Source organism: Shewanella sp. AC91-MNA-CIBAN-0169 (genome assembly GCF_040310165.1).
Lineage (GTDB): Bacteria > Pseudomonadota > Gammaproteobacteria > Enterobacterales > Shewanellaceae > Shewanella.
The window spans coordinates 103597-125670 of record NZ_JBEOPM010000017.1; the positions used below are offsets into that span (position 1 = coordinate 103597).

At 39.9% G+C, this 22074-nt stretch carries 18 protein-coding genes and 1 tRNA gene; 13 read left to right on the forward strand and 6 right to left on the reverse strand.

All coding sequences use genetic code 11. The features are described 5' to 3' along the window. Positions 1–20 precede the first annotated feature (20 nt). Positions 21–3896, forward strand: coding sequence for an ATP-dependent RNA helicase HrpA (gene hrpA, locus AAEY98_RS15110; protein WP_351017924.1), 3876 nt, complete (start codon positions 21–23; stop codon positions 3894–3896). Between the two features lie 1043 nt (positions 3897–4939). Here hrpA and AAEY98_RS15115 read toward each other — a convergent pair. Together AAEY98_RS15115 and AAEY98_RS15120 are read right to left on the reverse strand one after the other, a co-directional pair. Further along, positions 4940–5392: a nuclear transport factor 2 family protein gene (locus tag AAEY98_RS15115; protein WP_101086772.1), complete on the reverse strand. Its 453-nt coding sequence runs from the start codon at positions 5390–5392 to the stop codon at positions 4940–4942. Between the two features lie 553 nt (positions 5393–5945). Continuing rightward, on the reverse strand, positions 5946–6725 hold the full coding sequence (locus tag AAEY98_RS15120) for a hypothetical protein (RefSeq protein ID WP_101086773.1): 780 nt from the start codon (positions 6723–6725) through the stop codon (positions 5946–5948). A 389-nt stretch (positions 6726–7114) separates the two neighbouring features. Here AAEY98_RS15120 and cysB point away from each other — a divergent pair, with 389 nt between their 5' ends. Further along, positions 7115–8092, forward strand: coding sequence for an HTH-type transcriptional regulator CysB (gene cysB, locus AAEY98_RS15125; protein ID WP_351017927.1), 978 nt, complete (start codon positions 7115–7117; stop codon positions 8090–8092). Positions 8093–8215: 123 nt separating this feature from the next. On the opposite strand, the gene purN is transcribed toward cysB, so the two are convergent. Beyond that, entirely contained in the window at positions 8216–8860 is a 645-nt protein-coding gene (gene purN, locus AAEY98_RS15130) for a phosphoribosylglycinamide formyltransferase (protein WP_101086775.1), read from the reverse strand. Beyond that, entirely contained in the window at positions 8860–9897 is a 1038-nt protein-coding gene (gene purM, locus AAEY98_RS15135) for a phosphoribosylformylglycinamidine cyclo-ligase (RefSeq protein ID WP_101086776.1), read from the reverse strand. Before purM ends, purN begins: the two co-directional genes overlap by 1 nt. A 241-nt stretch (positions 9898–10138) precedes the next feature. Between purM and upp the strand changes: the two genes are divergently transcribed. Next, positions 10139–10765: a uracil phosphoribosyltransferase gene (gene upp / locus AAEY98_RS15140; protein ID WP_101086777.1), complete on the forward strand. Its 627-nt coding sequence runs from the start codon at positions 10139–10141 to the stop codon at positions 10763–10765. A gap of 132 nt (positions 10766–10897) precedes the next feature. On the opposite strand, the gene AAEY98_RS15145 is transcribed toward upp, so the two are convergent. Then, the gene (locus AAEY98_RS15145; protein ID WP_101086778.1) at positions 10898–12220 is read right to left on the reverse strand and encodes a Na+/H+ antiporter family protein; all 1323 of its coding nucleotides are present in this window, start codon (positions 12218–12220) and stop codon (positions 10898–10900) included. Positions 12221–12610: 390 nt separating this feature from the next. On the opposite strand from AAEY98_RS15145, the gene AAEY98_RS15150 reads away from it, so the two are divergent. Beyond that, positions 12611–13216 (forward strand): peroxiredoxin, encoded by a 606-nt coding sequence (locus AAEY98_RS15150; protein WP_011636928.1) that lies wholly within the window; start codon positions 12611–12613, stop codon positions 13214–13216. Between the two features lie 124 nt (positions 13217–13340). On the opposite strand, the gene rnt is transcribed toward AAEY98_RS15150, so the two are convergent. Beyond that, positions 13341–14006 carry a ribonuclease T gene (gene rnt, locus AAEY98_RS15155; RefSeq protein ID WP_162023402.1) on the reverse strand — a complete coding sequence of 222 codons (666 nt, stop codon included), beginning with the start codon at positions 14004–14006 and terminating at the stop codon, positions 13341–13343. A gap of 187 nt (positions 14007–14193) precedes the next feature. Here rnt and AAEY98_RS15160 point away from each other — a divergent pair, with 187 nt between their 5' ends. From AAEY98_RS15160 to AAEY98_RS15200, 9 genes are all read left to right on the forward strand, one after another. Next, a complete protein-coding gene (locus AAEY98_RS15160; protein ID WP_350979414.1) occupies positions 14194–15063 on the forward strand; it encodes a flagellar protein MotY in 870 nt (289 codons plus the stop codon). Positions 15064–16368: 1305 nt separating this feature from the next. Continuing rightward, positions 16369–16770 carry a tol-pal system-associated acyl-CoA thioesterase gene (gene ybgC, locus AAEY98_RS15165; RefSeq protein ID WP_101086782.1) on the forward strand — a complete coding sequence of 134 codons (402 nt, stop codon included), beginning with the start codon at positions 16369–16371 and terminating at the stop codon, positions 16768–16770. Next, entirely contained in the window at positions 16760–17449 is a 690-nt protein-coding gene (tolQ, locus tag AAEY98_RS15170) for a protein TolQ (protein WP_351017935.1), read from the forward strand. Before ybgC ends, tolQ begins: the two co-directional genes overlap by 11 nt. Further along, complete coding sequence (gene tolR, locus AAEY98_RS15175; protein WP_101086784.1) at positions 17449–17877, forward strand: protein TolR; 429 nt, start codon at positions 17449–17451, stop codon at positions 17875–17877. Before tolQ ends, tolR begins: the two co-directional genes overlap by 1 nt. After that, positions 17878–18840: a cell envelope integrity protein TolA gene (tolA, locus tag AAEY98_RS15180; RefSeq protein ID WP_011636934.1), complete on the forward strand. Its 963-nt coding sequence runs from the start codon at positions 17878–17880 to the stop codon at positions 18838–18840. 43 nt (positions 18841–18883) lie between these two features. Continuing rightward, positions 18884–20212 (forward strand): Tol-Pal system beta propeller repeat protein TolB, encoded by a 1329-nt coding sequence (tolB, locus tag AAEY98_RS15185; RefSeq protein ID WP_011636935.1) that lies wholly within the window; start codon positions 18884–18886, stop codon positions 20210–20212. Positions 20213–20235: 23 nt separating this feature from the next. Beyond that, the gene (pal, locus tag AAEY98_RS15190; protein WP_101086786.1) at positions 20236–20772 is read left to right on the forward strand and encodes a peptidoglycan-associated lipoprotein Pal; all 537 of its coding nucleotides are present in this window, start codon (positions 20236–20238) and stop codon (positions 20770–20772) included. 55 nt (positions 20773–20827) lie between these two features. Then, the gene (gene ybgF, locus AAEY98_RS15195) at positions 20828–21565 is read left to right on the forward strand and encodes a tol-pal system protein YbgF (protein WP_059745509.1); all 738 of its coding nucleotides are present in this window, start codon (positions 20828–20830) and stop codon (positions 21563–21565) included. Between the two features lie 276 nt (positions 21566–21841). Next, positions 21842–21917 (forward strand) — tRNA-Lys (locus tag AAEY98_RS15200). Positions 21918–22074: the final 157 nt, after the last annotated feature.

Consider the following 22074-nt stretch of genomic DNA (forward strand, 5'->3'; position numbering starts at 1 on the left):
TGTAAGCAAGGGAATCAGATTTGAATTCGGACCTTCACCCGCTATCTAAGGCGTATCTCAATCTTTGTTATCAAACCGATGCTGCTAAAATTCGTCGTCGTTTGTATCGTGTCAATAAAGAAGCCGAGTCTGAAAAAAAATCCCAAACGTTAGCGCAGTTAACGGAAGCTGCGCAGCAAGCCTATCAAAAAGCGCAGCAGCGCTTGCAGTCTAGACCTATTATTAGTTATCCAGATGAACTTCCTGTGTCGCAAAAACGTGACGATATTGCTTCTGCTATTGCCAATAATCAAGTGGTGATTGTGGCGGGGGAGACAGGATCTGGTAAAACAACCCAGTTACCTAAAATCTGTCTTGAATTGGGGTTAGGAACTCGAGGCTTAATTGGCCATACCCAACCTCGTCGTCTTGCTGCACGAAGTGTCGCGAATCGTATTGCTGATGAACTTAACAGCCCATTAGGTGAAGTTGTTGGCTTTAAAGTTCGTTTTGCTGATGCCATGAGTGACAACAGTTATATTAAACTGATGACCGATGGCATTTTGCTCGCCGAACTCACCTCGGACCGATTTTTAAACCAGTACGATGCGATTATTATTGATGAAGCGCATGAACGCAGCTTAAACATTGATTTTATATTGGGATATCTGAAGCAGGTACTAAAAAAACGTCCTGACTTAAAAGTCATTATTACTTCGGCTACCATAGATGTAGATCGTTTTTCAAAACACTTTAATAATGCACCTGTTATTGAAGTGTCTGGGCGTACTTTTGAAGTTGAAACGCGTTATCGTCCTTTAGTGCGCGACACTGATGCTGATTTAGATGTCAGTGATGGCATTTTTGCCGCCGTAGAAGAGTTAATGGCCGCGGGTCCTGGCGACATATTGATATTTATGAATGGTGAGCGTGAAATTCGCGATACCGCTGATTTACTCAATAAACAGCAATATCGCGATACTGAAGTTTTACCACTATATGCGCGCCTTTCTTACGGTGAACAATCTAAAGTCTTTAAAAGCCACATTGGCCGCCGTATCGTATTAGCCACCAACGTTGCCGAAACGTCATTAACCGTGCCTGGGATCCGTTATGTTATCGACCCTGGTACCGCACGCATAAGCCGTTATAGTTACCGTACGAAAGTACAACGTTTACCGATAGAACCCATATCGCAAGCCAGCGCCAATCAACGTCAAGGACGTTGTGGTCGTGTAGGCCCAGGTATTTGTATTCGACTTTACGATGAAATGGATTTTATTCAGCGCCCTGAATTTACTGATCCTGAAATATTACGAACCAATCTTGCTTCAGTGATTTTGCACATGTTGGCGATTGGATTAGGTGACATTGGCGGATTTCCATTTATTCAACCACCGGATCAAAAACACATTCGAGACGGTTTTTTATTGCTTGAAGAATTACAAGCGGTTAAAAAGTCTGGTAATGACCTAGTGTTAACGCCATTAGGCAAAGATTTAGCTAAAATCCCACTCGATCCGCGTTTAGCCCGAATGGTCATTGAAGCGAACAAATTGGGTTGTTTACACGAAGCATTAGTGATTACTGCAGGTTTGTCGATTCAAGATCCGCGTGAACGTCCCGCAGAAAAGAAACAAGCAGCAGACGAGTGTCATCGCCGTTATGCTGATAAAGATTCAGACTTTGCCAGTTGGGTGAAGTTATGGGATCACGTAAAAGATCAAAAGCATGAGCTATCAGCCAGTCAGTTTAGAAAACAATGTCGTGACGAATATCTCGCCTATTTACGCGTACGTGAATGGCAAGATTTATACACTCAAGTGAAACAAGCTGTTCATGAATTGAAATGGCGTATCAATGACAGTGCAGCCAGTTATGAACAGTTACATCGAGCATTATTATCAGGTTTGTTAAGCCATGTTGGTTTTAAAGGCGAGAACAACGAGTATCTAGGGGCGCGTAACCGTAAATTCTTTGTGTTTCCAGGATCGCCTTTAGCGAAAAAAGGTCCTAAGTGGATAATGGCTGCTGAGCTGACTGAAACCTCACGTTTATTTGCGCGTTGTTGTGCCAAAATAGACCCTGAATGGTTAGAATCACTCGCCTCACATTTAGTGAAAAAGAATTATCTAGAACCGCATTTTGAAGCCAAAGCGGCAAGCGTTATAGCACTTGAGAACCAAGTTCTTTATGGCTTGACCATAGTCAATCGCCGTCGAGTACAATATGGGCCGATTGACCCTATAGAAGCTCGAGAGATTTTTGTGCGTAGTGCTTTAGCCGAAGGGCAGTTACAGACGAAAGAAACGTTTTTTGTTAATAATCAAAAATTGCTTAATGACATAGAGTCGCTAGAACATAAATCTCGCCGGCGAGATATTTTGGTCGATGAGCAAGTGTTGGTGGATTTTTACGAACCACTAATACCCGTTGGCATTTATAATGGGCCACTATTTTTTGCCTGGTGGAAAAAAGCGCGTCAACAAACGCCAGACTTGCTCGATTACAGCCAAGCCTTATTAATGCAGCGTAGTGCCGACCATATATCTGCGCTCGATTTTCCAGAAATATGGCATAAAGGTAATCTCGGCTTGACTGTCAGTTATCATTTTGAACCGGGTAGTATTGATGACGGCGTGTCAGTGCATATTCCTGTTGCACTGATTAATCAAATTGATGACAGTGACTTTGATTGGCTAGTGCCTGGGTTACGACAAGAAAAGTTGATTGCACTGATTAAATCTTTGCCTAAAAATTTGCGTCGTAATTTTGTTCCCGCCCCAGATTATGCTCGGGCATGTTATCAAGCGATGAAGCCGTTTGAGTTATCGATGCTTGATACCATGTGTAAACAGTTACTGCGCATGAGCGGTGTACGCATTTCTGCTGACGACTTTGATGTAACTCAACTGACAGAACATCTTAAGATGAACTTTAAGATTGAGGATGACCATGGTCGTTTAGTTGCCCAAGGTCGTGATTTAGAGCTATTAAAAGGCCAACTGCAAGGTGTTGTGGCTAAAGCAATACGTAAAGTAGCTGACAAAGGCATTGAGCAAGAGGCAATAACCACATGGTCATTTGGTGATTTACCCGCTCAATATCAGCAGCGCAAAGGTAATTACGAAGTTAAAGCATATCCGGCATTGATTGATAATAAAACCGATGTGGCGATTAAGTTATTTGATGATGAACATGAAGCAAAGCGTCATCATCGAGTAGGCTTACGCCGATTACTGTTGATAAACATTCCTTCGCCAGTGAAACATTTGCAACAAGCTTTGCCTAATAAAGCAAAGCTAGCAATGTACTTTAATCCATTTGGACAAGTGCAGATATTAATCGAAGATATTATTAATGCAGCGGTACAGCAGTTGTTAGATCAAAAGCAACTAGACATTCGCAATGAGCAGCAGTTCGAGCAAGCAAAAGAGTGGGTTCGCCAAGAGCTTAACCCAACAGCAGAGAGCATTGCGCTCAATGTAGAGCAAATTTTGACAATTTATCAACGTATTAAAAAACGTCTAAAGGGCAAAATTAGCTTAGATATTGCATTTGCAATGAGTGATATTCAAACTCAGCTTGATAGCCTTGTGTATAAAGGATTTGTCGAAGACTGTGGCTGGCAACGATTAACGGATGTTGTTCGTTATTTAAAAGCCATTGAAAATAGACTCGATAAGCTACCTGTTGACCCAACACGTGATCGATTACACATGCACAGTATTGCAAAAGTACAAGAGGCGTTAACGGCTCAATTAGCCAAAGTGCCACGTTCACAACCGGTCCCAGAGGCACTCATTGAAGCTCGCTGGATGATAGAAGAGTACCGGGTATCTTGTTTTGCTCAGGTATTAGGTACCGCTTATCCTATTTCAGAAAAGCGAGTATTGAATTCCATCAGTCAAGTGTAACCTTGATGCGTTGCTCCATCGCATGACGATGCGAATAAAACCGATATCACTTAGGTGATGTCGGTTTTTTATTATCCCAAATTGATTCAATTTCTAGTGATGCCTGTAAGACCTGTCATTTCCTGGCAACTAATCCGCTTTAACGATTAATTCTAAACCAAAAGCTTAGCCATATTCGTTAAATGCTTTGATAGTGCAGGCTGAGTGCAGGGCGTTATTTTTGAGTGAGGCACTCCAGTATTTCATTATGTTGTGGCCTCATCTTTAAAGGGCATTATTCTTTCAATAAATAATCAGAACTATAGAGTTTGAGTTGCCGTTATAGGGGCATAGTAATAGGTATTTAGCCTTAACAGCAGCAATGGAACCGTCGACTTGTATCGCAATGCGCTAGTATGTTGTCACGTCGATTACGTCTCAATTTCTGAAAGACTTTCTGTTTTTTTAGTGCAAAATCTCAATTTTAAGTCACATTTAGACTATCCGCAAAACAGAACTGAAAGTTTTTCGTAATTGTGGTTTGAAAGTGATCTGACTATTGATATACTCAGCGCCAAGAAGAAAGTGATTGGTACTCTTCTCTCTGTAAGGCAAATGTCATCCCCCCAGCATTAACACGATGTCGTCAGTATTAAGGATTCAATATCGTGTTGTTGTTTATAAAAAGACAGGCCTACACCTACAAAACGACCTAAAAGATTGGAGTTATTATGGAAGTTCATGAATACGAAAACGCTTACTATCAAGTGAAAGATGACGTGTTAGAGTCTTTACCTTCTAACGAAGAATAAGACGATTGAACGAGCTTATTAATGCTTTGGCAACTCAGTTGATGCATTAAATACTCCGACAAAAAATAAAAATAGCAGCCTAGGCTGCTATTTTTATTGGTTATTGCTCATTGTTTATTTTATCAATTATTTATAATGCTTAAACATATCGCATAGTGGTGAGTATCTGAAATGAACGATAATTGTTTTTGATCTCCCATCATGATTAAACACTAAAATTAGCTAATTTTGGTAATCTGTTTTGACTCAATACTAACCTTCAATACGACCTTTTTCGGGTAGTATCTCAACAATAATCCAGGTATTGCCTTGTTTATGCAGACGAATGGTTCGATCATCAATCCATTGTCTTCCACCTTTTAATCCTTGCATTTTAACGATTACAGTCACGTCATCGGTAAATTTTCGGAAAAAATCGATATCAATTTCATCAATAGACATCGTCACTTGCTTCATGGATAAGCCTAATACGTGTCGTTGCACCGCTGATGCTATATGATAATGATCCATAACATCCTGTATATCAGGTGCCACAAACTTTTTAGCTTTCTCTACATCACGATCGACATAAATAGCTTCGAAGAAACCCAAAGAAACTTGTTCTGGTGTGAGTTGAGGTTGACCAAATTCATCTGATTGTCCGCAAGCAGTGAGAATGAACAGTAGAAATACAGAGAATATTTTAATGGAAGTCATTTTTAACATAAGGCTTTTTTACTGCTGATATTATAATTTTTATCTAGTATCTCGATTTATGCTATAGCTTACAAGGATAGGCTCGATTTAAATAATATCATTATCAATAATTGTAGCGTAAAGCCTTATATGCTCATATTTTGTAATATATTGAAAGTATCAATGGTTCATTTCAGTTTACTGATAAGCTATTATTTGTTCGATTAACTACAAATGAGGATACTTTTGTAGTTAATGGCTTGACGCAATCAAAATGACATGTCATAAGTTAATTGTATCAACGCACAAGACTTGTATAGAAATAACGATAGAGAGTGGTTTGTTCATACCGATTTATTATTGCTAATAAACATAGTGATAAGGAATGTCTCACACAGTTATCCACAGATTCTGTGGACAACTGTGTTGACGAACGTAAGTTATTTTACTAACTCACTGTATTACTACATTTTTTATGTGTGGTTAAAAAATAACGTAGTTTTTATATTAAATAGATTTTGCGTATAAAAAAACCAAGCCTCCTAAGGAGACCTGGTTTTTTAGTTAGCGAAGATAAAGATAATTACCATTTCTTTTTCGGTTGAAACAGCATATCAAGATCATCGCCTTCTTTTTTCGGTTTTGGAGCACTCGGTTCACTGTGTTTTTGAGCGCCCATTATTTCATCGAGTAACTGCTTAGCTTCATCGACTTTACGAGCAATAAAAGGATCATTTGGCGTTTGCGCTTTAATAGTGTGCAACGTGTTTAATGCTTTTGTGACCATTTGTTTACTGGAACCGTACTGCTTCATAAAGCATGCTGCACGAGCGCGGCTAATCATAGAATCAACATTAATCCTTAATTGCAGATTGTCGATACGCATTTCTTCTTCAGCAAAAATAGACGGATCAACTTTTCCCTTATTATGTTCTGCACGTAAAATAGCTTTAAGTTTCTTCAGTGTTTTTACTAATTCTAAAACTTGTCTATCATTATCAGGTAAACGAAAATTCTCAATTGCAGGGACTTGGCTTGGTGAATTCGATACTGTGGCTATTTGCATTTTAATGTCAGCTAGGCGACGCTCATAATCCGATTTTAATTGGCCTGATGCATGGATAACAGATTGTTCTAAAGCATCTTGAATGCGGCGATAGAGTACTAACATAATGTGGCTAGAAGACGGGGTCATACCTGTGTTGGATAATACTGCATCGGTTTCATCTATAATGGCGCGTTGGCGAGATACTTCTACTCGACGTTCAGCTTCAGCACGCTCTTTTTGTTGTTGGACAATACTAAAGCCGATAATCAGCAATAAGAGTGCACCAATAAGAATTAATACCAAAATTAAGGACATAAAGGTTCCATTTTATCTTTCATATCTCATGGTAAATATAGCCAAACGACAATGGCTAAAAGTTATTTTGATGCTGGAATAAATTGTTGCAATAAAACTGCATCAAAATGATTCTATATCTTAGCGTATGTTACCGCGGCTGTCGTTGAATAATAAGTCGTTTTGTTGATAAATCATTAAACATTTGAGTAAGGATGTTTATCAAAAGCTAAGTCAATTAAATTGCAGGTGATTTTTACTTGCTCGTTATTCCTATTTGTATTACATTTCAATTGTCATATAACGTTTTATTATAGTTGAACAACTGTTCTTGCCATGTGAAACATAGATCGATTTGTTCTTATTTGCATATTTTGCTGATGAGTGCTGGTTAAATAAAGGATAAAACCATGAAGCTGCAACAACTTAGATATATTGCAGAGGTTGTTAAACATAACCTAAATGTGTCATCAACGGCTGAGAACCTCTATACCTCACAACCCGGCATTAGTAAGCAAGTTAGAATGCTAGAAGATGAATTAGGTATTCAAATATTTGGTCGAAGTGGTAAGCACTTGACTCACGTGACTCCAGCTGGTCAGCAAGTTATTGATATTGCAAATGATATACTTGGCAAGGTCGATAGCATTAAAAAGGTATCTGAAGAATATACTCAGCCTAATCAGGGTGATTTAAATATTACCACCACTGATACTCAGGCTCGATATGCTCTGCCACAAATTATTAAAGAGTTTATTAAACGATATCCGAAAGTGAATTTGCATATGCATCAAGGTACGCCATCACAAATTAGTGAACAAGCGGCTAGAGGTGATGCTGATTTTGCCATTGCTACTGAAGCAATGCACTTGTATACCGATTTAATTATGCTGCCTTGTTATCATTGGAATCGATCAATTGTTGTGACTCGTGACCATCCATTCGCGACTCAATCGACAAAAATTAGTATTGAAGATTTAGCCAAATTTCCGCTGGTGACTTATGTGTTTGGTTTTGATAAAGCCTCTGAAATTGAAAAGTCTTTTAAGCATGCGGATCTTGATCCTCGGGTGGTGTTTAGTGCAACCAGTGCTGATGTACTTAAAACATACGTACGTTTAGGGTTAGGGGTAGGGGTTATTGCTTCAATGGCTATCGATCCAGCAGTAGATAAAGATCTAGTCGCGATTGATGCGAGTCATTTGTTTGCTCATAGTACAACCAAAATTGGTTTTAGACGTGGTAGCTTTTTACGCAGTTACATGTATGACTTTATGCGACATTTTGCACCGCATTTAACCCGAGATGTGGTAGAAAAAGCGGTCGCGCTTCGTGATCAACAACTGATTGATGAAATGTTTGCAGACATGACATTACCGGTACGTTAGCACTGTATATCGACAATGTTTATAGCATAAAAAAACCTCGCGAATTAGCGAGGTTTTTTGTTTTTAACATAAAGACTGAGTAACTTAGTAACTTAGTAACTTAGTAATCGATATTAATCGATATTAATCTGGTGCGTAACCAGATGGACCAATTAACTCGCCATCTAAGTAAGCTTTACCATCAGCCATCGCTAAACGACCTAAGCTGAACCATTTTACTACAAGAGGATAAATGGCATGTTCTTGTTCATGAACACGCTCAGCTAATACTTCAGCATTATCTTCAGGGTAAATAGGGACTTTAGCTTGTAATATTACCGGTCCGGCATCGAGCTCTGGAATAACAAAATGCACACTAGCGCCATGCTTTTTATCGCCGGCATCAATAGCCCGTTGATGCGTGTGAAGCCCGGTATACTTAGGTAATAATGATGGATGAATATTAATCATCTTTCCAAGGAAGTGACTTACAAAATCATCTGTCAAAATACGCATAAAACCTGCAAGAATAATCAGATCCGGTTGGTATTTTTCAATTGATTTCAATAAACGCGCATCATAATCACTGCGTACTTCATTGGTATAAGGAATAACGCAACTGGTATCAATCTCGCTTTGATGAGCGCGAATTAACCCATAAGCATCCGGCTTGTTACTAATCACACCAACAATGTCAGCTTTTAGGTTATCGTCACAGCCATCAATGATAGCTTGAAGATTACTGCCATTACCGGAAATCAGTACCACAACACGACAGCTTTGGCTCATTAGATGATCTCCACTTGCTCTTCGTCACCTTGACGCGTAGCAATTTCACCTATCAACCAAGCATTTTCGCCTTCTGCTGTTAATAATGCCAATGCAGCATCGACTTTGTCTGTTGGCAGCGCAATAACCATACCCACACCACAGTTAAATGTTAGGAACATTTCGTGTTGTGCTATGTTACCGTTTGTCATTATCCAATCGAACACCACTGGCCATTGCCAAGAGTCACCCTTGATTACAGCTTTACAATCATCGGGAAGCACTCGTGGGATATTTTCCCAGAATCCACCACCGGTAATGTGCGCCATAGCGTGAATGTCTGACTGTTCAATCAGCTTCAACAAAGGCTTAACATAAATTCTGGTAGGCTCTAATAAATGGTCAATTAATGGCTTACCAGCAAGATCTTGCTGAGGGTCTGCTTTGCTGACTTCTAATACCTTGCGGATTAGTGAGTAACCATTTGAATGAGGACCACTTGAACCAAGCGCTATCAGCGAGTCACCCGCTTTGACTTTGGTACCATCAATGATGTCTGCTTTTTCAACAACACCAACACAAAATCCGGCAAGATCGTAATCTTCGCCTTCGTACATGCCAGGCATTTCTGCCGTTTCGCCACCGATTAATGCGCAACCAGATTGGAAACAACCTTCTGCAATGCCGCTAACAACTGAGGTTGCCGTTTCAACGTCAAGCTTACCAGTCGCGTAGTAATCGAGGAAGAAAAGCGGTTCAGCGCCAGAAACAATCAGGTCATTAACACACATAGCAACTAAATCAACACCGACGGTGTCATGCTTTTTGTAATCAATGGCTAATCTTAATTTAGTGCCAACACCATCAGTGCCCGAAACAAGCACTGGATGTTTGTATTTAGTTGGTAATTCGCATAATGCGCCAAAACCACCTAAATTGCCCATAACTTCTGGACGGCGAGTGCGTTTTACCGCAGATTTAATGTTGTTTACTAACGCATTACCTGCATCGATATCAACGCCGGCGTCTTTGTAACTTAGGGGGGTAGGAGTGGTCACGGAGGATCCTCTAGGGTACATCGTTTTATGGAATTTTATGCGGCAATATTCTACCAGTTTGTGCTGCTAGTCGGAAGCCATGTTTTTACTTTATCCTATAAAGAAAACGATGAATTGCCTATTTTTTATTGGTTTAGGTCACGATTTACTGCAATTTTGAAACTTTATGTTTTATAGAGAGGATAAATCGACTAACATTTGTCAAATTTGCCTGAAATAGTCAGAAATCTAGGAGAAAGAAATGAAAGTCGTTGAAGTAAAGCATCCACTGGTACGTCATAAAGTCGGTTTGATGCGTGAAGCTGATATCAGCACCAAACGATTTCGTGAACTTGCCACTGAAGTTGGCAGTTTATTAACCTACGAAGCTACCGCTGATTTTGAAACTGAAACGGTGACAATTGAAGGTTGGAATGGCCCTGTTACTATTGAGCAACTTAAAGGTAAGAAAGTGACCGTAGTGCCTATTCTTCGTGCGGGTTTAGGTATGATGGATGGCGTTCTTGAGCATCTTCCTAGTGCGCGTATTTCTGTAGTGGGTATTTATCGTGATGAAGAAACACTACAACCTATACCTTACTTTGAAAAGATAGTCAGTAATGTTGAAGAGCGTATTGCTTTAGTGGTTGACCCAATGTTAGCGACTGGCGGTTCAATGATTGCGACTATCGACCTGCTGAAAAAACGTGGTTGTACTTCAATTAAAGCGTTGGTTTTGGTTGCTGCACCAGAAGGTATTAAAGCACTTGAACTCGCGCATCCTGATATTGAATTGTATACCGCTGCGATTGATGATTGCTTAAACGAGCAAGGTTATATCTTGCCAGGTTTAGGTGATGCGGGCGATAAGATATTCGGTACCAAATAGTTCGTTATCCGAGATTATACATACCCAGGCTCGATATGATTAATATCATGTACGAGACCATAAAAACGGGAGCCTTTAGTGAGGCTCCCGTTTTTATTTTTATCTTGATAAGCCGTAGCTATCTGTTGAATGTTAAAGCACCATCGCAGCAATCCAACCAAAAACAAGCAGTGGAATATTATAGTGAATAAACGTTGGGATCACGCTGTCGCGAATATGATCATGTTGCCCATCGGCATTAAGACCCGCTGTGGGACCTAGTGTCGAATCTGATGCTGGCGAACCCGCGTCACCAAGCGCTGCAGCGGTACCCACTAACGCAATTGTTGCTGCGACAGAAAAACCAAAACTGAGCGCTAAAGGCACGTAAATAGTGGCGATAATGGGAATGGTTGAGAACGAAGAGCCAATTCCCATGGTGATCAATAATCCAACAATAAGCATCAGTAATGCGGCTAACGCTTTGTTGTCACCAATGATGTCACCTAGAGAGGTCACTAGTGTGCCAACTTCCCCGGTAGATTTAACTACTGCAGCAAAGCCTGCTGCTGCAATCATAATAAAGCCGATGCTGGCCATCATGTGCACACCTTGATTAAACAGGTCTTTGCTTACTTCGTGTTTAATGATTCCAGAAAAACGAAAGATAATAAATCCACTTAATGCACCAAATATCATCGAATCAGTTTGTAATTGAACGATTAAAGTGACCACTATTGCTGAGAGTGATATCACTAGGCTTTTTCGACTTATCGTGGTTTCAATATTGTCGCTTACCACTGGTTCTTCAATCATATATTGTCTAGGTTTGCGGTAACTAATAAATATTGCGGTGAGTAAACCTACAACCATGCCCATAGCAGGTAATAGCATTGCGTTAGGAATTTGTTCACGGATTGCATTTAGCCCATTTGTATTTAAATTTGCCAACAGGATATCATTGAGGAAAATACCGCCAAAACCGATGGGTAGAATCATGTACGTGGTGACCAAGCCAAATGTGAGAATACAGGCTATAAGACGGCGGTCGATATGTAGCTTTGAAATGACATGCAGTAATGGTGGAATAAGAATGGGTATGAAAGCGATGTGAATAGGCAAAATATTTTGTGATGAAACCGCCATTAATAATATTGTGACCAATAACAACCAACGTACAACTTGAGTATTACTACTATTAGGTTCTTTACCGAGTTTCTTTATAATTGAATGAGAAATCAATGTTGTTAAGCCTGAATGTGACAAAGCTGCTGCAAATGCACCAAGCAATGCGTAGCTTAGGGCTATTTGAGCGCCGCCGCCTAGGCCATCATTAAAGGCTGCAATTGTTTGATGAATATCTAATCCACCGACTAAACCGGCGACAACAGCACTGATGGTTAGTGAGACCACAACGTTAATTCGAATAAAGCTTAAAAACAGCATTAAGCAAACCGCGATAACAACCGCATTCATAATCATTTTTCTTAAAAGTAAGTGAGGCCGCTATTCTTGACTGTCTAGTGTCTATTTGTCCAGCGCATATCGCTTTTTTAGGTATTTTTTGCTGATAGTTAGCTCAGAATTATTTGCTGTTTAACATGTGGTTGTTGATAGTGATGAGTGAAATCTTGTTATCAAATCATTTTGTCATATTTGAAACTTATTATTTAATGGGTCATCATGTTTTATTTTTCAGCAAGTAAACCAACTTTCATCTGAAATGACTTATAAGTCCGTTAATTTAGATGTATGGTATACGACTGATATAAGTCCCAACGGTATGGGTAATTGCTTGGTGGATCATCATTTTGCGATACGCATATACCGTTGTTGAGTGTTTAAGCCATTAAATGGAGATAGATAATGAGCGTATTAGTAGGCCGTCCAGCCCCAGATTTTACCGCAGCAGCCGTTCTTGGTTCTGGTGAAATTGTTGACACATTTAACCTTGCTACCGCAATTAAAGGTAAGCCTGCAGTTATTTTCTTCTACCCACTCGATTTTACTTTTGTATGCCCATCAGAGCTAATTGCTTTTGATCACCGTATGGAAGAGTTCACTAAACGTGGTGTTGAAGTGATTGGTGTTTCTATTGATTCACAGTTTACTCATAACGCATGGCGTAACACTCCAGTAGACAAGGGTGGTATTGGCCAAGTTAAGTACACTCTAGTTGCTGATGTTAAGCACGAAATTTGTAAAGCATACGACGTAGAGCATCCAGAAGCTGGTGTGGCTTTCCGTGGTTCTTTCTTAGTAGACAAAGAAGGCCAAGTTCGTCACCAAGTGGTTAACGATTTACCACTAGGCCGTAACGTTGATGAAATGATCCGTATGATTGACGCACTTCAGTTCCATGAAGAGCACGGTGAAGTTTGTCCAGCGGGCTGGTCAAAAGGCGAAAAAGGTATGACTGCAAGCACTGAAGGTGTTGCTGCATATCTAAAAGATAATTCTGACAAGCTATAATCTAGCAAGTTAGAGACAATAAAAAAGCTGCTTCGGCAGCTTTTTTATTGGATAAAATTAATACTTTGTTATCGCACTAGCTGAGTGTAGATGGCTGGCATGAGATCAAAGGGCTGAGTATTCATTATTCGCTTGCTGAGTCGGTATCATCTTCCACAGCCGCTAATGGCCAACCACCCAATGCTTTCCATCGATTGACTATAAGGCAAAATAGTTCGGCGGTACGTTCGGTATCATATAATGCTGAATGGGCTTCATTGTTGTCGAAATCGATCCCTGCCATTTTACAGGCTTTAGCTAATACTGTGTGTCCAATAGCCAGGCCTGCAAGTGTCGCGGTATCAAAGCTCGCAAAAGGATGAAAAGGAGAACGTTTTAAACCATTTCGTTCAATAGCCTTGTTAACAAAACCTAAATCAAAAGCGGCATTGTGCGCGACAATGATACTGCGATGACAATCTGCTGCTTTTTGGGCTTTTTTTACTTCTTTAAAAATCTCTAAAAAAGCGACTTTTTCGTCTACTGCACCACGAAGTGGATTAGTGGGGTCTATACCATTAAAAGCTAAAGCTGCAGGCTCTAAGTTCGCGCCTTCAAAAGGCTCAATATGAAAATGAAGGGTTCTATCAAGTACAATGATCCCATCACTATTCATTTTTAGTAAGCTGACGGCAATTTCAAGCAACGCATCGGTATTAGCATTAAACCCAGCAGTTTCGACATCGATAACAACAGGGAAATAACCACGAAATCGGTGTTTAAACTTATTAGCGTCGCAAATATCAGTCATTACAGTTTTTATCCTCAATAGCTATCATTCATCGGTGCAAATGATATAAGCCGAGTATTATGCGCAAACTCAAGCGCAGTGTCATGTTTGATTGTGGTTTTTATCATCGATTAAACATGATTGTTTACTAAAGGAACTGACTTTATGGCCGATAGAACAAATGTAATCGGGTATAAAGGGTGGTTTTATGTGGCGAAAACTGATGGTCCTCACAAGTTTGTGTCTTTGCTCAACGGCTAATGCCGATTTGAGGCACTACGTTGCGTCACTGGAAAACTCAGCATGGCGTATCGGTGAGAACAATCCGATAGAATGCCGTCTTGAACATGATATTCCTGACTATGGGCGTGCTGTGTTTACCAGTAATGCCGGTAAAGAGCTAAATTTACATTTTACGTTAGATATGTGGTTAAAACCTGATTCGGTGACCAACGCGACATTAATTAGTCGAGCCCCTAGTTGGCGTCCTGGACACAATTCTAAAGAAATCACTCAACTGACTTACAATAAGCAATTTAATGGTGAAGTACCCAAAAAAGCCGCTTGGTCGATGTTGAATGAATTGAGTCAAGGAATGGAGCCCACGTTTTATTATGCGGATTGGTATAATCAAAACGCTAAAATTGCCGTGGGATTGTCGTCAGCTAATTTTGGCGGTAAATACCGTGAATTTCGCGCCTGCTTGGCTAATTTACTGCCTTACAGTTTTGATGATATTGCTTTTACAGTGTTAAATTACCAAGAAGGCGGGGTAGAGCTGACTCGTTTTTCTACCCAACAATTACAGAAAATACAGCGTTATTTGTCTTATGACCCTGAAGTCGAGCTTGTACTGATTGATGCTTACACCGACAGTTACGGTGGACGCTCGGTTAACCAAAAGGTGTCAGATAAACGTGCGGACTCAGTGAAAGATATTCTCATTGCTAGTGGTATTCCTAAAGATCGGATTCATACATCGGGTCATGGTGAAAAACGCCATGTAACAGGCAATGATCTTGCAGAAGAACGTAAGATGAACCGCAGAGTCGTGATTAAAATAACCAAGCCTATATAAACCCACTCATGTATCACTCACTGCTCAGCCATGGGCAGTAGTCCTTATTACTGGATATGATTGAGATATCAATTTACTTGAGTCAGCTATTTTTCTAATAAATAGTATTGATACAATAGCCAAAGTCTCCCTGTGTTTATCAGTCTGCTTTACTCGGCATTTATTCAACATTCGTAACACTAAATTGAGCCAAATCGACAATACTCTTTTATAAATGAACCATCGTTCCTTTAAGAGCCTAATCAATAAAAAATGTAAGAGTATTTTGCGTGGTGATCATTTGAAAGGGTTCAACCTATCAGTAGCGCTCGAATTTACAATTTTTTTCGCAAAGCTTCTCATTTGGGTTTATAAAGATGCTAAAAAAAAGGTAAAAAAAACCCACTTAATCCAAGTGGGCTAAATAATTTGCAATCAACAAATTTAAGGAAGGAAGTCAAGCATAAGAACTAGGGATAACTGAGGTATTGGGTTACATCAGTTTGGAGTTCTTGGTTTTCAACATCTGAATCAGATGTGTCCTGAAAACGAGGCAATAATAGAATGTATACACTAATCTGACAAACTAGAAAAATTAAGTGTTAGCATTAGTAAAGCTAATGCTTTGTGGCTGTAGTGATATGTTATTTATACTCTAATCGTCTTATATAGCGCTTTGTTAGGTTATTACTTATATTTTATGCATAACTATTCGGATTAGTTAATTAGGCAACAGTAATATTTAACAAATAGTATATATCCCGTCATGCTGTAAAGTCTGCTTACTCCTTTTAATATGTTAAATATTACTCTACACCACTATGGATATGATTATTCTATCCATATTTAAGGTGGGATTTTACGGTTATCTCTTCTTGATGTTTAACACACAGCATATGGTCATCAAGACGAGTAAGATAATGCTATTAACTTAACAATTGATAATGTATTTGCTAAAAAGAGGTTGCTGAATTTTACCGGCTTAACATTTATTCACGTTTACATTTTGCAAAGTGTGCGATGGTAAGGGGGATTCGCAGTTTACTTTTACCTGATTATTGTCTTTTTGTGAGTTTTAGGCCGTAAAAGTATGCTGTTGTTACCAGGAACAATTCTATTTATATGACATGTTTTGTTTAATAAATTGTTAAATTTTTGGGTAAACACATTAATAAAGCTTCATCTCTTACAGTTCCTGAGGTTTTTAGTGTGTTTTAGCGCATTTTGAGCAAAATAAAGTCTGCTTTTCCCTCGGTACAATATTCACAAGCGTGTTGGTACTCGGTATAGTAAGCCAACTTTTACAACCTAAAAATTGATGTTCAGATTATGTTTGTTTGGCCTATTTCAATCTATTACGAAGATACCGATGCCGGCGGTGTTGTGTACCATTCGAATTACTTAAAATTTTTTGAACGAGCCCGAACGCAATGGTTAAAAGCAATGGGTGTTCGCCAAGCTGAACTGTTGGCAGAAGATATTGCTTTTGTCGTCAAACATGCAGAATTAGATTTTCGTAAAGCTGCAAAATTTGAACAGGATTTCGTGGTTGAATCCAAGGTTATAGAATTAAAAAAAGTGTCGTTGGTATTTCACCAGCGCCTAGTTGATCATCAAGGTGATTGCTATTGTGAAGCGACTGTTGTTGTCGCGTGTATATCTTTATCACGTATGCGTCCCCGTGCTATTCCCCTAAATATTGTTCAGGAGTTTGACAGTGCACGCTGAAATTTCATTTATTGGTTTGTTTTTAGAAGCCAGTGTGTTGGTAAAGTTAGTTATGCTGACCTTGTTGGCATTATCGATTGCCTCATGGGCAGTGATCATTCAACGCAACAAATTATTAGGCTCTGCAAGAGTTAAGTCATTACGTTTTGAAGAAACGTTTTGGTCTGGTGTTGATTTAAATCGTCTTTACAAAGAATTAATTGCGCGTGGTAGTGCTATCTCTGGTTTAGAATCGATGTTTGTGGCTGGTTTCAAAGAATATACTCGTTTGAGCAAAGTAAACAGTAAAGCTCCTGAAGCGGTTATGGATGGAACGTCTCGAGCAATGCGAGTGAGTTTGTCGCGCGAAATGGAGAAACTTGAAAACCATTTACCGTTATTGGCAACGATTGGTTCAACCAGTCCATACATTGGCTTGTTTGGTACGGTATGGGGAATTATGAATTCCTTTATTGCACTGGGCTCGGTAGAAAATGCCACATTGGCAATGGTTGCACCTGGTATTGCAGAAGCATTGATTGCAACTGCAATGGGCTTGTTTGCTGCAATACCTGCCGTTATTGGTTATAACCGTTTTACAACGCAAGTTGATAAAATTGAAATGAGTTATGCTAACTTTATGGAAGAATTCTCCAACATATTGCAACGTCAAGCGTATAGCGAGAAGGAAGCTGTTTAATGTATCAGCGTAAACGTCGTCGTCCAGTTGCAGAAATCAACGTGGTACCTTACATCGACGTGATGTTGGTGTTGTTGATTATTTTTATGGTGACAGCGCCTATTGTATCGCAAGGAGTCAAAGTAGAATTGCCTCAAGGTAATGCGGAGTCGTTGCCACCTGATAGTAAGCCTCCTATCGTTGCATCGATTGACGCAGAGGGACAATATTTTTTGAATATCGGCAGTAGTTCTAACTCTGAAGTTATGGACTTAGAGCAAGTATCAACTGAAGTTGGAGCATTAATCCAACTTGAACCGTTAAGGCCAGTGGTTGTAAAAGCGGACCGCACGATACCTTATGAAAGCGTTATTCAATTAATGATTAGCTTGCAAGGTGCTGGTGTGCCTGCCGTAGGGCTAATGACCGATTCACCAAAGGAGAAATAGGTGGCTGGAAATTCAGATTTAACCGTACCAGTTTCTATTTCTGCTGGTATTCATATTGGATTTATCGTCATTCTTGCTTTAGGCATTAGTTTTGATGATAAGCCCAAGCAAATGCAAACGGCAGCAGCAAGTGCACCTGCCGTTCAAGCAATTGTAATTGATCAACAGAAAGTGAATGACAGAGTTGAGCAATTAAAGAAACAAAAGCAAGATGTGGCTAAGCAAGAAAAAGCCCGTCAAGCAGAACTAGAACGTAAAGCATCGGAAGCTCGCCGTGAGCGTGAACGTGAGCAAGAAAAAATTAAAACTTTAGAGATCCAGCGTAAACAAAAAGAGCAGGAAACTCAAAAGGCTAATGACGCCGCTAAAGCCGCTCAGGCAAAGCAAGTGCTAGAAAAAGAGCGAGCAGATAAAGCTGAAGTAGTACGCAAGCAAAAAGAACAAGAGCAAAAAGCTTCTGAGGACGCAGCTAAGAAAGCCGCTGAAAAACGTAAGCAAGAAGAGGCTGCTGCGAAAAAAGCTCAAGAAGAACGTCAACGTGCTGATGACGAACGTAAACGTAAAGAAGATGCTGAGCGTAAACGTAAAGCAGAAGCTGATACTAAAGCGCGCCAAGAACGTGAAATGGCAGAGGCTATGGCTGCTGAACAAGATTCACTTTCTAAAACACGTAACAAGCAAGTGTTGTCAGAAGTTGATAAATATAAGGCCATGATTATTGCCACTATTCAACGAAATTTAGTTGTTGATGAGTCAATGCGTGGGAAAAGCTGCAGGGTCTTTATTCGTCTAGCGTCAGATGGTTTTGTCACAACAAGCCAAACGTTAGATGGTGATCAGGTAGTTTGTCGAGCAGCCAAAGCGTCGATAAATAAAGCGGGACGGTTACCAGTATCGCCTGAACCGGCTGTTTATCAGCAATTAAAAGAAATTAATTTAACCGTTTCACCGGAATTTAATTAATATCAATCGTATTTAATGATGGAATGGAGTTAAAAGGAGTCGCATGAATAATTTGGCTAAATGGCTAACACTGGTATTAATAGTGTTAACTACACCCGCTCGCGCAGCGTTAGATATTGTGATTACAGAAGGGGTTGATGCAGCAAGACCCATTGCTGTGGTACCTTTTGTATGGCAAGGTCAAGGTCCAGCTCCTGCATCTATTTCTGATGTGGTAGCATCTGATTTGTCTCGCAGTGGTACATTTAAGACACTTGATGTGCGTGCATTGCCACAATCAACTATTTCGTCTGTAAATGGATTTACTGCTCAAAATTGGGCTAATGTAGAAGCGGAAGCGCTTGTGGTTGGTACGGTTAAGCCATATGGCGCCGATCAATATTTAGTGAGTTTTGAGCTGATTGATTTAGTCAAAGCACAACTTCAAGCGGGTAAAGGGCCTCAGAATAACAATGAGTTATTACTTGAAAGCCGTGAAACGGTTATTAGTGCAAACCAATTTAGACAGTACAGCCACCGTATCAGTGATATTGTGTATGAAAAGCTCACCGGTATTCGTGGTGCATTTTTAACCCGTATCGCATATGTTGTGGTTAAACAAGGTCAAAAAGCACCTTACCATCTAATGATTGCGGATTACGATGGCTACAATGAACAAATGTTACTACGTTCACCAGAGCCATTGATGTCACCAACGTGGTCTCCTGATGGTCGTCGTTTAGCTTATGTGAGTTTTGAAAATAGAAAAGCTGAAATCTTTGTTCAAGACATTTACAGCCAAACACGTACATTAGTGAGTAGTTTTGACGGTATTAATGGTGCACCAGCATTTTCTCCTGATGGGAAAAAATTAGCTGTTACACTGTCAAAAGATGGCCAACCAGAAATTTATGTCGTCGATATTGCGACTAAAGCAACTCGACGTATTACAGAGCATTACGCAATCGATACTGAACCTTCTTGGTTCCCAGACGGTAAATCAATTTTATTTACCTCTGAACGTGGTGGGAAACCACAGTTATATCGCGTAAGTTTAGATACAAATAAAGTCTCGCGTATGACTTTTGAAGGTGAATGGAACCTAGGCGGTTCAATTAGCCCAGACGGTCGTAGTATGATTTTTGTAAACCGTACTAACGGTAAATTCCATATTGCTAGAATGGATCTTGCAACACGCTTTATGCAGGTGCTTTCATCAACTCAACTTGATGAATCACCAAGTGTTGCTCCAAATGGCACTATGGTTATCTACGGTACAACCCATCAAGGTAAACAAGTGTTAGCTGCTGTTTCTATGGACGGCAGATTTAAAGCAAGATTGCCTGTCGGCCAGGGCGAGGTGAAGTCACCAGCATGGTCTCCGTTTCTCTAAATAGATATTGATAAGGATTTAAAATGGATCTGAATAAGTTGTTTAAAGCTATGTTGGTTGCAGTTCCGCTTATGGCACTGGGTGCCTGTAGCTCAACTTCAGACTCTGAAACTGACGCTAACGGTTCTATGAGTGGTACTGGTAGTGAATACGGTAATGGTGGTATTGAAACTGGTGGTGTAGCTCCTGTACTGAGCTCTGCAGAACAGCAGCGTTTAAAAGAACAAGAATTACGTCGTCAAAATATCATTTACTTCGACTTTGATCGCAGTGAAGTTCAAAGTGAAAATGCTGAGATCATTCAAGCTCATGGTAACTATTTAGTTGAGCATCCAAATGTTCGAGTGTTGATTGAAGGTCATGCTGATGAACGTGGTACTCCAGAATACAACATCGCACTAGGCGAACGTCGTGCTAAAGCGGTTGCTAAGTATTTACAAGGTATGGGTGTGCAACCTAGCCAAATGAGCATCGTGAGCTACGGCGAAGAAAAGCCATTAGATTATTCACGTAACGATACTGGTTTTGCTAAAAACCGTCGTGGTGTGTTAGTTTACTAAAGCGTAAGAAGTGTAAGGCCAACCGTTATCGGTTGGCCTTTTTTAGGAGATAAAAATGAAACTAGCCATATTAGTTGCGGCGATGTTCTTTACAACGGCCACGGCTTTTGCTGCACCAGCACCGGTTTCGGATGCATCTGGTGGTTCAAATGATGACAGAATTTCAAGATTAGAACGCATCATTAAAGCAAAGCAACAAGGCGAATTCGACATGCAACGTCGTATGGATGCATTGCAAAATGAAGTGTTAGATTTAAGAGGCATTACTGAGCAACAAAATTATCAAATGAATCAGATGTTACAGCGTCAACGACAGCTGTACGAGGAAATTGCTAATCTTACTGCTAAGTCATCAACCCCAGCAGCGCCAGCTCAAGCTGATGCCACTACGGTTGCCGCAGCCAGTTCAACGTTAGGTGAAACAGGAAGCTATGAGGCCGCCGTTAACTTGGTTCTTAAAGAACGCAAGTATGATGAAGCCATTCCTGCTTTTCGTAGTTTTATATCGACATACCCAGAATCTAATTATGCAGCTAATGCAAACTATTGGTTAGGCCAATTGTTGTACAATAAAAGTGAGTACAATGATGCGAAACAAGCTTTTAGTACAGTTGTCAGTAAATTTGCAGATTCAAATAAGCGTGGCGATAGTTTAGTTAAGCTTGGCATGATTGCAGAAAAAGAAAATGACTCTGCGGGTGCAAGAGCACTGTATAACAAAGTATTAAAAGAGTACGCAGATAGTGCCTCCGCACGCCTTGCACAACAGCAATTATCAGCATTGAAAGGCTAATTAAGCCAAAAAACAGCCTCTTAGTCTGTTTTTCATGCAAACAACAAGAAATTATAAATTTGGGCTTGCATGAGAAATTGAAAAAGGTATTATAGGCGCCCTCAGAACGGCAGAGCCTTCTGGGGTGTGTTGAGGTGATAATAACTTAGTCTACAGTTACTGTAATATGAGTTGTTATTAACAAACAACAAAATGGGATGATAATTTAACAAGACTTGAAATATAGGCAGTTTGTTTCATTCCAGTAAGAACCTTAAGTTCTTGCAAAACCAAGATGGGTCGTTAGCTCAGTTGGTAGAGCAGTTGGCTTTTAACCAATTGGTCGAAGGTTCGAATCCTTCACGACCCACCACTTTTTAAATCGTGGTTAAAGAATTTAAATGTTATAAAATGGGGCATTCACTCCAGTAAGAATATCAATTCTTGCAAAACCAAGATGGGTCGTTAGCTCAGTTGGTAGAGCAGTTGGCTTTTAACCAATTGGTCGAAGGTTCGAATCCTTCACGACC

Excerpts from the sequence above, each read along its gene's own strand:
- AAEY98_RS15115 (WP_101086772.1), bottom strand. The coding sequence starts at position 5,392 with ATGTTAAAAATGACTTCCATTAAAATATTCTCTGTATTTCTACTGTTC.
- AAEY98_RS15120 (WP_101086773.1), bottom strand. The coding sequence starts at position 6,725 with ATGTCCTTAATTTTGGTATTAATTCTTATTGGTGCACTCTTATTGCTG.
- cysB (WP_351017927.1), top strand. The coding sequence starts at position 7,115 with ATGAAGCTGCAACAACTTAGATATATTGCAGAGGTTGTTAAACATAAC.
- purN (WP_101086775.1), bottom strand. The coding sequence starts at position 8,860 with ATGAGCCAAAGCTGTCGTGTTGTGGTACTGATTTCCGGTAATGGCAGT.
- upp (WP_101086777.1), top strand. The coding sequence starts at position 10,139 with ATGAAAGTCGTTGAAGTAAAGCATCCACTGGTACGTCATAAAGTCGGT.
- AAEY98_RS15145 (WP_101086778.1), bottom strand. The coding sequence starts at position 12,220 with ATGAATGCGGTTGTTATCGCGGTTTGCTTAATGCTGTTTTTAAGCTTT.
- AAEY98_RS15150 (WP_011636928.1), top strand. The coding sequence starts at position 12,611 with ATGAGCGTATTAGTAGGCCGTCCAGCCCCAGATTTTACCGCAGCAGCC.
- rnt (WP_162023402.1), bottom strand. The coding sequence starts at position 14,006 with ATGACTGATATTTGCGACGCTAATAAGTTTAAACACCGATTTCGTGGT.
- AAEY98_RS15160 (WP_350979414.1), top strand. The coding sequence starts at position 14,194 with ATGTGGCGAAAACTGATGGTCCTCACAAGTTTGTGTCTTTGCTCAACG.
- tolR (WP_101086784.1), top strand. The coding sequence starts at position 17,449 with ATGTATCAGCGTAAACGTCGTCGTCCAGTTGCAGAAATCAACGTGGTA.
- tolB (WP_011636935.1), top strand. The coding sequence starts at position 18,884 with ATGAATAATTTGGCTAAATGGCTAACACTGGTATTAATAGTGTTAACT.
- pal (WP_101086786.1), top strand. The coding sequence starts at position 20,236 with ATGGATCTGAATAAGTTGTTTAAAGCTATGTTGGTTGCAGTTCCGCTT.
- ybgF (WP_059745509.1), top strand. The coding sequence starts at position 20,828 with ATGAAACTAGCCATATTAGTTGCGGCGATGTTCTTTACAACGGCCACG.